Below are 11,329 nucleotides of genomic sequence, written 5' to 3'. Positions count from 1 at the left end.
TCCGCCACACGCTTGTGATCCTTCGATCCGTAATTGTCAAACGATGTTCGCACTTGTGGATTACAAGTCCAGACTTGTGAACTAAGCTATCAGCTGTTAGGCTGCGATCGAGCGAGTTGGAGCGGCATATGGTCAGGGCGATCGACATTGTAGTGAATCTGTTCGGTCCCGACGAAGTCGTGGCGGGCCAGACTGGCTTCGACGCGGCGTTCATGGACCAGGTACGGCTGCCGCAGGCTATGCGCGGCGGGGTTTGCGCCGATGATTATGTGCGACTGATGGATGACGCCGGGATCGAGCATTCGCTACTCATCGCGGTACGCGCGGGCGATCCCGACTGGAAGGGCTCTTTCGAGATTCCCTATGACACGGTGGCGCGCTGGTGCGACCGCCATCCAACGCGATTTTCGGGGCTGGCGGGGACCGATCCAACCCGCGGCATGGCGCAGCTCGCCGACCTCGAGCGAGCGGCCGCGCTCGGCTTTGTCGGGGCCCACGCCTACCCCCACTGGTATCGCCTGCCGCCCGACGCCCCGCGCTGGTACCCGATCTACGCCAAATGCTGCGAGCTCGACCTGCCGTTCATGCTTCAGGTCGGGCAGAATCTGATCTATCAGAAGGACGTCCGCCTACCGTCGGTGGCAAGGCCTATTCTGCTCGACCAGGTGGCGATCGATTTCCCCGAGCTGACCCTGATCGGCATCCACGTCGGGACGCCGTGGGCCGACGAGATGATCGCCATGGCGTGGAAGCATGCGCGCGTGTTCATCTGCATCGACGCTTATGCGCCCAAGCATCTCCCCGCGAACCTCGTCCATTACATGAACAGCTATGGCAGCGATAAAGTGCTGTTTGGGACCGACTGGCCGGTAATCGACCCGCGCCGCGCGGTCGCGGAAATGGAGCAGCATGCGCTGCGTCCGGCGGCGCACGAGCAGGTCATGCGCGGCAATGCGCTGGCGGCATTCCCGAAGATGGCGGAGCGCATGGGTGTCCGCTGATAGGCCGATGACGATCGGGCGCGGGATCCGCTGCGCCGCCGCCAGGGTCGGCGCCAAGCCGGCGATCGTCGCCGATGGCGAGACGCTCGACTATCGCCGGCTGGTCGAGCGGATGGCGCGGGTGGCAAATCTGGGGATCGGACATCTTGGCCTCGTCCCCGGCGACCGCGTCGCACTGATCGCGCCCAATTGCCTGCCCTATGTCGAGATCGTTGCTGGCCTGTCGGATATAGGCGTCATCGTCGCCACGTTGAGCTCCCGCCTCACGCGCGCCGAGCTCGATGCGATCCTCGCAGATTGCACGCCCCGCGCGATCTTCGTCCACCCGCGTTCGCTAGACGCCTTGGATCCCGCCCGCGATGTGCCAATCATCGTGCTCGACGAGCGGTACGAAGTGCTGCTTGCGCGCGCCAGCGACCGGGCGAGCGATATTGCCGTGGCCGAGACCGACCCGTTCGCGCTCGCCTACACGTCGGGCACGACCGGGCGGCCCAAGGGCGTGCTGCTGCCCCACCGCAGCCGCTCGATCACCTTCATGGCGATGGCCGCTGAATATCGCTGCTTCGGCGCCGACGATCATTTCCTCGCGCTGGCACCGATGTGCCATGGCGCGGGCTTCGTGTTCGCCTGCGCCGCGCTGTTTTTCGGTGGGACGACCTCATTGTTCCCGGCGAATGATCCGATCGCCATGCTCGACCGCATCGGGCAGCGCGACATCAGCGGCGTGTTCATGGTGCCGACGCAATTCGCCCGCCTGTTCGACCTGCCCCAGGCCGAGCTCGACCGCCGCCGCGATCACCACCTGACCTCGATCATCTCCAACGCCGCCGCCCTGCCGTTCGCAATGAAAGAGCGTGCGATCGCCCAGTTTGGCCCGGGGCTTCTTCATGAAACCTATGGCTCGACCGAAGGCGGGATCGTCACCAATATCCGGCCGACCGAACAATTGTCGCACCCGGGCAGTGTTGGACGGCCTTTCCCGGGCGTCGAGATCGACCTGCGCGATGATCATGGGCGAAGCTGCGGGCCTGAAGAAGCGGGCGAACTGTTCAGCCGTTCCCCCGCCTCGTTCAGCGGATATTGGCAGCTACCCGAGGAAACTGCCGAGGCTGTACACGACGGCTGGGTCACCGTTGGCGATATCGCCCGCAGGGATGGTGACGGATTCATCGCGATCATCGACCGCAAGAAAGACATGGTCGTGACCGGCGGGCTAAACGTCTATCCCCGCGAGATCGAGAATGTCATCGCTAGTCTCGCTTCGGTCCAGGATGTCGCGGTAGTCGGGCGGAACGACGCGCAGTGGGGGGAGGCGCTGCACGTGTTCGTCGTGACCCGCGCCGGCACGTCGCTCGATGCTGAGGCGATCACGCGCAAGTGCCGGGCGGAGCTTGCCGGGTTCAAGGTGCCGCGCGGCGTCACCTTCCTCGACGAATTGCCGCGCAATGCTTCGGGCAAGGTGTTGAAGACGAGTCTGCGCTCAATGGCTAATGAACTCGGCCATGCCCCACTTTGATTTCGTGTCGCAGGCAATCGTAGAAATCGTCGAATTCTCAGCACCGCGACGAGCTTCAGAACGAGCGAGAGGTTTTTTTCGACCGCGCAGAAAGATGCGCTGATTCGGGGGATGGTGGAAGCGGGGGCGCGCGGAAGCTGCGACCAGGACGAGCGGGAAGCGCGCTTTGCCGAGCGGTTGGCCGATCCGCTCAAGCAATGAAAACTGTCCCTTCGCGGGACAGGTCATGTCCCATAATCGCATCCTTGGACTTGGGCTCGATGACGGTGTTGGCGAACGGCGTCGCGGTGTAGCCGACGTAGCAGAGGCGATTGAACAGCTGCAGAAACTCGCGAATCTGGCCGTTGATGCGCGAAACTTCGTCCTTACGGTCGCTGATGCGGCGAGCGTTCGCTGTGTCGATGACGCGGTTTTCTTTCCTGCAGCTTTCATATTACGGTCATCAAGCGAGTGCGAGGTGCACCGATCCAACTGATTTGGTCATTTTCCAAGCCGCCGATGCAACGCCGCTTGGGACGCCTTATATGGTTGTCATGACCGAGCTGATTGTCTGGCATGATGGTGGTTGCCCGCTGTGCAGGCGCGAGATTGCGTTGATGCGGCGGCTCGACCGGCGCGGGGCAATCGAGTTCGTCGATGTGACGAGCGCGCCGGCCTCGGCCTGCCCAATCGACCCGGCTGAGTTGCTGGCCCGCTTCCACGCGAGCGAAGACGGGCGCTTGCTGTCGGGCGCGGCGGCGTTTGCGGCCATGTGGCGCGCAATTCCGTTGCTCCGGCCGCTGGGGTTGGCAGCACGGTCGCCGTGGTTGCTGGCAGCGCTCGAGCGTGTTTACCTACGGTTTCTGCAGGTGCGCCCCAGGCTGCAACGCATATTCGCCGAGCGACACGCCGCATGAGGCCAAGACCCGACCCGGTTGCCCCGGGCCAGCGCAGCGTGTGGGACTTTCCGCGACCGGCCATCGCCGAGCGCTGCGTTGCGCATCTCCGCATCGAACATCGCGGATATCCAATCGCCGACACGCGCCTGAGCGTTGCCACGTTCGAGACCAGTCACCCGCCAAGCTATTATATCCCGCCCGACGCCATCACGCCGGGCGTGCTGCGCGCTGCTGGCGGGAGTTCCTTTTGCGAGTGGAAGGGATCGGCAAGCTATTGGGACGTCGTGATCGACGGCATCGTCCTGCCGCACGTCGGCTGGAGCTATCGCGACCCCTCCCCGCCCTTCGCGATGCTGCGCGATCACGTCGCTTTTTACGCCGCGCCGTTCGACCATTGCCTGATCGATGGCGAGACGGTCGTCCCACAGCCCGGCTCGTTTTACGGCGGCTGGATCACCAGTGATCTTGCCGGTCCGTTCAAGGGCATTCCCGGGAGCATGGGTTGGTGAACGACGATAACTCAGAGCCGCGTCAGCGCGCAGTGCCGAGCGGGCGTGCTGCGCGCTTTGGCCAGTTCGGGCGACTGGCGGCCGGTGTCGGCGGCGGCATGATTGCCGAGGGCGCGCGGCGACTGGCTGCAGGCGAACGGCCACGGATGACCGACCTGCTGCTTACCCCGGGGAATGTCGGCCGCCTTGCCGATCGCCTGTCGCACCTGCGCGGCGCGGCGATGAAGCTGGGCCAGATGATCTCGATGGACGCGGGTGACTTTCTGCCGCCCGAGCTCGCCCAAGTCCTGGCGGGGCTTCGCGACAACGCTCACCACATGCCCCCGCAGCAGCTGCAACAGGTGCTTGCGGCGCAATGGGGCAAGGATTGGCGGACGCGGTTTCAGCGGTTCGAGCCACGCCCGATCGCCGCCGCCTCGATCGGCCAGGTCCACCGCGCGACGACCCGCGACGGCCGCCTCCTGGCGATCAAGGTGCAATATCCGGGCGTGCGGGCGAGCATCGACGCCGATGTCGACAATGTCGCAACACTGCTGCGCGTATCGGGACTGCTGCCCAGAGAACTCGATGTCGCGCCGCTGCTCGCCGAGGCCAAGCGACAGCTTGCCGAGGAAGCGGATTACGATCGCGAAGGCGCGCAAATGGCGTTGTTCGGGCGTCTGCTCGCCGATGATCCCGCGCTGCTCGTGCCGCAGCTCGACGAGGAATTCACGACGGCAAACGTGCTCGCAATGAGCTTCGTCGAAGGCCAGCCGATCGAATCGCTCGTGACCGCCCAGCAAGCCACGCGCGACGCGGTCGTGACGACGCTGATCAGGCTGGTGCTTCGCGAATTGTTCGAGTTCGGAGTGATGCAGACCGATCCCAACTTCGCGAATTACCGTTTCCAGCCCGACACCGGGAAACTGGTGTTGCTCGATTTCGGCGCTGCGCGTTCAGTGGCGCGGGAAACCGCGCTGGCGTATCGCCAGTTGCTGCAGGCCGGGATCGATGCGGATCCTGTGGCCGTCCGCTCAGCGGCCGTAACGGCGGGCTTCGTCGGACAGGGCGCGGTCGACGGCTATGGCGACAGGATCAACCGAATAATCGACATGGTCATTACCGAAATGCATCGCCCGGGACCGTTCGACTTCAGCGATCGGCGCTTTGTCGGCACGCTGCGCGACGAGGGAACCGCGATCGCGAGCGACAAGGCTGCGTGGCACATTCCCCCGACCGACCTTCTGTTCGTCCAACGCAAGATCAGCGGCACCGCATTGCTTGCGGCGAGGCTCAAAGCCCGTATCGACGTGCTCGGGCTGATCCGTGACGCCCTTGGCCAGCCGGTAGAGCCGATTGCCGCTTCTATTTAGGCAGTTGAGCGGTGCGACCCGTTCAGCCTAAATTGTACGCAGGGTCGTCATTAGGGACGGGGAGCGGTCATTCGCATTCGACCTTCACTTCCCATAGGGATAGCGTTGGTGTTACAATGCGACATCCAGCGGTGAACGCCAAACTGGGTCTTAGGGAGCGCCAACTTCAGTATGACAGATGCGACGGATAGGACACCCAACTGACATGGTGCCGGGAGTTCATGCCCTGATCGCTCACGATCGTCATATCCGGCTGGTGGCCGATAGCCCGGTTCCGTCGGTGATCAGCGATCCAAGGTTGCCAGACAATCCGATCGTCGCATGCAATTCCGCATTTTGCGACCTGACCGGCTATTCGACCGAAGAAGTAATTGGACGCAATTGCCGCTTCTTGTCAGGGCCGGGCACCGAGCCGTGGCTTACCGAGGAAATTCGTCGAGGCGTTCGCGAGCATCGGCCGGTGCTCGTAGAGATCCTTAACTACAAGCGGAGCGGACAGCCGTTTCGCAATGCTGTTTTGGTCGCGCCGATTTACGACGAGCATGATGCGCTTTTATATTTCCTCGGTTCGCAGGTCGAAATCGACCGCGATGCGGCGTCCCCGTCGAGCATGAGACGAATTCGAGCGGCCGAAATGATCAAATCGCTTTCGCCGCGCCAAGGTCAAATACTCAAACTCGTTGCCAACGGCCTGCTCAACAAGCAGATCGCAGCCGAGCTCGATCTTGCCGAAACGACCGTCAAGATGCACCGCGCCATCCTCATCAATCGGCTGGGGCTGCATACGAGCGCAGACCTTATTCGCCTCGCCGTTGAAGCGGGTCTGTAACCACCGCTACCTGAGCCATCGCGTAGCCGAAACCGAGGGTATTGCTACCCTCGGTCGCAGCGTTGCTTATTCAGGCCTTGGGCAACAGCACCGTGTCGATGACGTGAATGACGCCATTTGAACATTCAATGTCGGCAGTGACCACCTTGGCGGCGTCAACGGTCACGCCGTTGGTGCCATCAACATGCACCGTCGTGCCGCCCGCGGTAGCGGGATCCATGACTTGGCCGGCAACGTCCGCCGCCATAACCTTGCCCGGGAGGACGTGAAGCAGCAGGATCGCGGTAAGCTGCGCCTTGTTCTCGGGCTTGACGAGTTCATCGACCGTGCCCGCCGGAAGCGCAGCAAAAGCGTCGTCAGACGGGGCGAAGACGGTGAACGGGCCCCCGCTCTTCAGCGTGTCGACAAGGCCCGCTGCCGTCACGGCGGCGACCAATGTGGTGAACGAACCTGCGGCAACGGCCGTATCGACGATGTCGTGTGCGGGAGTGGTCATCATTTTTCCTTGCGTGAAGCGGGGTTTTTGAAGCCCAGACCGCCCTCAATCCTAGGAGATTTCCGGAAATTGCAGGAGGTTCAGTGCTTGCATCGCCTAATCTCACTTGCCCGCAAGGCGCTCAATACGAGCTTTAGGCCACCTTGCGCTCGAAGAGCCGAAGCAGCACCGCGCAGCACACGCGCTCAACGTTGGCGCTTACAGGCAGGCCATTACACGATCCGACGCTTTTCAAGCTTTCGAGCAAGCGTTCGGCGGTGCATCCCAAGTCGTCGTGCCGTTTCGGATAGGTTGAAGCCGGTGTCGGCAAGCACCTCGTTGATCCGTTCCCATTCGATCGTCTTGATCGACGTCTGCCGTGCGCCGATCGGTACCTGTGCATCGCCATCAACTTTACCGAAAGCGCGTTCGATGTCGTCGGTATTGGCGGGCTTGGCGAGGTAGGAGGTCGCGCCGAGCTTGATCGCCTGGACCGCTGTGACGATGCTCGCATAACCGGTCAGGACGATAATGATCATGTCTTTGCGGTGGGTATGAAGCGTCTCGACGCAAGAAAGACCCGATGAATGGGCGAGTTTTAGATCGACAACCGCAAAGTCCGGCGTCCGCGTCAGCAACAGAGCCTCGAGGGCGGATGGACCGGAAGCGACGATGACGTCGTAATCGCGGCGCTCGAACGAGCGTTGGAGCGTCCGAGCAAAAGCGTCGTCGTCTTCCACGATTAACAACAAGGGCTTAGCGGTCATCGTCGAAGGTGCTCCTCAATCGAATGGCGACCAGCGGCAGGCAAATCATCACTTCCGCTCCGGCCCCATCGATATTGCGAGCAGTGAGCGATCCTCCAAGCTTGCGCGCGACATTGCTGACCAGGAACAATCCCAATCCTCGGCCCAGCTCGCCTTTGCTGCTGTTATAAGGCTTGCCGACGTTGGCGAGTTGTTCATTGGCAAATCCTGGGCCTTGGTCGCTCACCGTTAGCACGACCATGTCGTCCACGCGCGACAGCATGATGGAGATCGCCGCGGCCGACGCTTCCGCTGCATTGTCGAGCAGGCTGAACACCGCCTGCTGTAGCACGACGTCCGATGCGATCGGTACGTCCTCGCCGAAGCGGTCATCATAGTTGACCGCATGGAAATCGCGCGCCTGCGACCAGTCGGCAACAACTCGATCAAACAGCGCCCGGACCGTTGTCGCCGCCGCCTCCTCGCCGCGCGGATCTCCCGATGACATCAGAATACCGGTCACGATTGCCTTGCAGCGCTGGATCTCGGCCTGCATATCTTCGACATCACGACGGAGGTCGGGGTCTCTTGCGATGGCATCGATATGGCGCCAGTCGCCGAGGATGACCGACAGCGATGACAAGGGCGTGCCCAGCTCATGCGCCGCGCCCGAAGCGAGCATGCCGATCCGCACAATATGTTCCTCCTCGATCGCTTGTCGCTGGATCGCGGCAAGGCGGCGATCTTGGGTGCGCAGATTCACGTTGATCCGGGACACGAACAGAACCAGCAGAACTGCGACCAGTGCAAAACATACCCACATTCCCTGCACATGAAGCGCGAACAGGGTACGTTCGATGGTCGATGGCAGGACAATTGGACGGAAGAACTCGGTCAGCAGTGCAAATGAAAGACTAGTCGCGCCGACCAGCATCCAGCTCGACCAGCGATCAAGTAGAATTGATCCCAGCACGACCTGAAGCAGGAAGAGCGAGACGAACGGGTTGGTTGCCCCACCACTAAGATATAGTTGGGCAGACAGTGCAGCGACGTCGAGCAGCAAGCCGCCGAACAGCGCTCCGTTCGTGATCGGCGCCTTGGATCGTAACCGCACCAGGCTGACAGTGTTGAGCAGCACTAGTGCCGACAGGACCCCCAGCATCGCCATCATCGGCAAACGAATCTGGAGCACTGCCTGGGTCAGCAGAATCGTGGCGAGTTGCCCGGCAACCGCAAGCCAGCGCAGCTGCACCAGCTGGAGCATGTTATCGTGGCCCGCGTTTTCGATGGTCGCGATCGTCGGTCGGACCTGCAGGCTGTTGGTCATTGCCCTGCGTCAGCGCCGCGGCGGCCGACCACAATCCACATGATGAGGCCACCGACTGTCATGGCCGCGAGTATGTACCAAGTGATCGCATAGGCTAGATGATTATTATTGAAGCGCACCACGGTCAGTCCGCCGATTGGTACGCCTGGCGCCTCGGCGCCGGCGTCCGCATCAATGAAATAGGAGGCGGTCTTTCCTAGCCCGCGCCGGGCCGAGATGGCGGCAACGTCGCGCGAGTACCAGCGATCCGCAGCTGGGTCGTTATTCCGCAGAAAGCCGCCGCCGGGTTCGCTCCGCCGCAGCAGGCCAGTAACGCTGATCAATCCCGATGGGGCGGTCGATGCGGCTCGCGTCGCGACATAGCCGCGGTTGATCAGGATCAGGCGTCGATCGTCGATTCTCAAAGGAGTGATAACCCACCACCCAGGACCGCGTATCGTCGATGCCTGGACAAAGGTATCGCGACCGGGCTCGAAGACACCCGTGGCGCGAACCCGGCGGTACGTATCATCAAGACCAGCGGTGACGGGCGCCGGAACGGGCCGCGTGGCGAGCCGAGCATCGACCTGAGCGATCAGGGCACGCTTCCACGCCAGGCGTTGAACCTGCCAAGTACCGAGCGCAAGAAATGCCAGGGTCACAACGATCCCCGCCATCACGATTCCGGCAAGCTTCGCCGGACCACGAGCGTTCATCGCCCCGCCGATCCCATGTTTATTCCCGGCATCCTATTCGCATTCATATGATACATCACCCACATAGAGCCGCTCAGCGCTATTTTCACCGGCACCACCGTGAACAGTAGCGCCATGATTGACCAGCCGCCCTCTGCCCGGCAATTCAAATGCAGGAAATAGATTATGAGGACGACCATCTGGACTGCGGCGGACGCCACGATGCGGGTCGTTCCTATGTTGCTTGCAATGTTGCCAGCGCACGTCGTCGCCGCCTTCGTCGGGGTCAGTCGTGTTGCGGCGAAGAAGCATTACGTCGGCGATGTCCTCGTCGGCGCCGCGATCGGGGAGGCGTCGGGATGGCTCCTCTCGTCACCGCGCGATGCGCGCGTTCGCTGGCTGCCGTGGGGAAGTGTCCACGGGGGCGGCGCAAGCGTTGCGATGCGTTTCTAATTTTCCGAGACCCGGCATGAAGTTCCTTATCCCGATCCTTGGCGACCAGCTGTCGCACCATCTCGCCTCGCTGCGCGACGTCGGTCGCGCCGACGCCGTGTTGCTGTTGATGGAGGTAGCCGACGAGACGCGCTACGTTCGGCATCACAAGCGCAAGATCACATTGATCTTATCCGCCATGCGTCACTTCGCCCGCGAATTGCGCGACGCAGGCTGGACGGTCGATTATATCGCATTGGACGATTCGGCGAACAGCGGCAGCTTCAGCGGAGAAGTCGCCCGAGCCGTTGAACGGCATCGACCCGAGCAGATCCGCATTGTCGAGCCGGGCGAATGGCGGGTGAAGGCGGCGATCGACGGCTGGGCGGCGCAGTGCGCTGTTCCCGTCGACGTCATCGCCGACGATCGATTCGTCTGCGGCATTCTGGAATTCCAGACCTGGGCCCAGTCGCGGGGCGAATTGATGATGGAATATTTCTACCGCGAGATGCGCCGCAAGACCGGGCTGCTGATGACCGCCGACGGCAAGCCCGAGGGAGGGCAGTGGAACCTCGACAAGGAGAATCGCGCACCGCCCAAGCGCGGGCTCAACTATCCCGAGCCACTCCACTTTGTGCCGGACGAGATAACTGCCGAGGTTCTGGCGCTGGTCGCTGAGCGCTTTGCCGGCCATTTTGGGCGGTTGGAGAAATTCGGACTGCCAGTCACCGCGGCAGAGGCGAGGCAGGCGCTATGCCATTTTATCGCGACCGCGCTGCCCGACTTTGGCACTTACCAGGATGCCATGGTTACGGGGCAGGACTGGCTTTACCACAGCTGGCTGAGCCCGGCGCTCAACATTGGCCTGCTGACTCCGCTCGAGGTCGCGCAGGCGGCGGCGGATGCCTATGTGGCGGGTGATGTGCCGCTCAATGCGGCCGAGGGTTTCATCCGCCAAGTGATTGGCTGGCGCGAATATGTGCGGGGCTATTATTGGCTCGAAATGCCCGAGGTTGCCGATGCCAATGCGCTCGGCGCGACTCGGCCGTTGCCCGAATTTTACTGGACCGGCGACACCGACATGCTGTGCATGGCAGAGGCCATCCGCAATACGCGCGACAACGCCTATGCGCATCATATCCAGCGGCTGATGGTCCTCGGCAATTTTGCGATGCTTGCAGGGGTGCGACCGCAGGACGTCGCCGACTGGTTCCTAGTGGTCTATGCCGACGCCTATGAGTGGGTCGAATTGCCCAACGTGATCGGCATGAGCCAGCACGCCGATGGCGGACGGCTCGCGACCAAGCCCTATGCCGGGGGCGGCGCCTACATCAACCGCATGTCCGACCATTGTAAAAGCTGTCGTTACGACGTGAAACAGAAGGTTGGTCCCGATGCTTGCCCGTTCAACGCGCTCTACTGGGATTTCTTGGCGCGGCACGAAAAGCGCTTCCGCCGGAATCGTCGGATGATGCAGATGTACGCCAATTGGGATCGGATGGATCCTGCGGTGCGTGATGGCTATCGCGCAAGCGCTGCGGCATTTCTCGAAACGCTTGAGCCGGCTGCCGAGGGCTGGGCGCGCTGAAG

At 62.3% G+C, this 11,329-nt stretch carries 12 protein-coding genes; 8 read left to right on the top strand and 4 right to left on the bottom strand.

Annotated elements, in window-relative coordinates:
* The first annotated feature begins 128 nt into the window (after window positions 1-128).
* The 6 genes from U1700_RS12275 to U1700_RS12250 all read left to right on the top strand — a co-directional run bounded on the left by U1700_RS12275 (window position 129) and on the right by U1700_RS12250 (window position 6,085).
* The gene (locus tag U1700_RS12275; RefSeq protein ID WP_332752939.1) at window positions 129-1,001 is read left to right on the top strand and encodes an amidohydrolase family protein; all 873 of its coding nucleotides are present in this window, start codon (window positions 129-131) and stop codon (window positions 999-1,001) included.
* Window positions 991-2,517: a class I adenylate-forming enzyme family protein gene (locus U1700_RS12270; RefSeq protein ID WP_332752938.1), complete on the top strand. Its 1,527-nt coding sequence runs from the start codon at window positions 991-993 to the stop codon at window positions 2,515-2,517. Before U1700_RS12275 ends, U1700_RS12270 begins: the two co-directional genes overlap by 11 nt.
* A 533-nt stretch (window positions 2,518-3,050) precedes the next feature.
* On the top strand, window positions 3,051-3,413 hold the full coding sequence (locus tag U1700_RS12265) for a thiol-disulfide oxidoreductase DCC family protein (protein WP_332752937.1): 363 nt from the start codon (window positions 3,051-3,053) through the stop codon (window positions 3,411-3,413).
* Window positions 3,410-3,904 carry a DUF427 domain-containing protein gene (locus U1700_RS12260; RefSeq protein WP_332752936.1) on the top strand — a complete coding sequence of 165 codons (495 nt, stop codon included), beginning with the start codon at window positions 3,410-3,412 and terminating at the stop codon, window positions 3,902-3,904. Before U1700_RS12265 ends, U1700_RS12260 begins: the two co-directional genes overlap by 4 nt.
* Complete coding sequence (locus U1700_RS12255) at window positions 3,901-5,256, top strand: ABC1 kinase family protein (RefSeq protein WP_332752935.1); 1,356 nt, start codon at window positions 3,901-3,903, stop codon at window positions 5,254-5,256. The genes U1700_RS12260 and U1700_RS12255 overlap by 4 nt, the downstream gene beginning before the upstream one ends.
* 205 nt (window positions 5,257-5,461) lie before the next feature.
* Window positions 5,462-6,085 carry a LuxR C-terminal-related transcriptional regulator gene (locus U1700_RS12250; protein ID WP_332752934.1) on the top strand — a complete coding sequence of 208 codons (624 nt, stop codon included), beginning with the start codon at window positions 5,462-5,464 and terminating at the stop codon, window positions 6,083-6,085.
* Window positions 6,086-6,155: 70 nt separating this feature from the next.
* Here U1700_RS12250 and U1700_RS12245 read toward each other — a convergent pair whose 3' ends face one another.
* The 4 genes from U1700_RS12245 to U1700_RS12230 all read right to left on the bottom strand — a co-directional run bounded on the left by U1700_RS12245 (window position 6,156) and on the right by U1700_RS12230 (window position 9,289).
* Entirely contained in the window at window positions 6,156-6,581 is a 426-nt protein-coding gene (locus U1700_RS12245) for a fasciclin domain-containing protein (protein ID WP_332752933.1), read from the bottom strand.
* A gap of 212 nt (window positions 6,582-6,793) precedes the next feature.
* Window positions 6,794-7,327, bottom strand: a complete 534-nt coding sequence (locus tag U1700_RS12240) for a response regulator transcription factor (RefSeq protein WP_332752932.1) — start codon at window positions 7,325-7,327, stop codon at window positions 6,794-6,796.
* Window positions 7,317-8,633 (bottom strand): ATP-binding protein, encoded by a 1,317-nt coding sequence (locus U1700_RS12235; protein ID WP_332752931.1) that lies wholly within the window; start codon window positions 8,631-8,633, stop codon window positions 7,317-7,319. The genes U1700_RS12240 and U1700_RS12235 overlap by 11 nt, the downstream gene beginning before the upstream one ends.
* Window positions 8,630-9,289, bottom strand: a complete 660-nt coding sequence (locus U1700_RS12230) for an SURF1 family protein (RefSeq protein WP_332753016.1) — start codon at window positions 9,287-9,289, stop codon at window positions 8,630-8,632. The genes U1700_RS12235 and U1700_RS12230 overlap by 4 nt, the downstream gene beginning before the upstream one ends.
* 204 nt (window positions 9,290-9,493) lie before the next feature.
* On the opposite strand from U1700_RS12230, the gene U1700_RS12220 reads away from it, so the two are divergent.
* Together U1700_RS12220 and U1700_RS12215 are read left to right on the top strand one after the other, a co-directional pair.
* A complete protein-coding gene (locus U1700_RS12220) occupies window positions 9,494-9,760 on the top strand; it encodes a phosphatase PAP2 family protein (RefSeq protein ID WP_332752930.1) in 267 nt (88 codons plus the stop codon).
* Between the two features lie 16 nt (window positions 9,761-9,776).
* The gene (locus tag U1700_RS12215) at window positions 9,777-11,327 is read left to right on the top strand and encodes a cryptochrome/photolyase family protein (RefSeq protein ID WP_332752929.1); all 1,551 of its coding nucleotides are present in this window, start codon (window positions 9,777-9,779) and stop codon (window positions 11,325-11,327) included.
* Window positions 11,328-11,329: the final 2 nt, after the last annotated feature.

This window comes from Sphingomonas sp. RB1R13 (assembly GCF_036663775.1).
In the GTDB taxonomy this organism is placed as follows: Bacteria; Pseudomonadota; Alphaproteobacteria; order Sphingomonadales; family Sphingomonadaceae; genus Sphingomicrobium.
The sequence above is the reverse complement of the archived record's forward strand: the minus strand, read 5'-3'. Positions and strand labels throughout refer to the sequence as shown.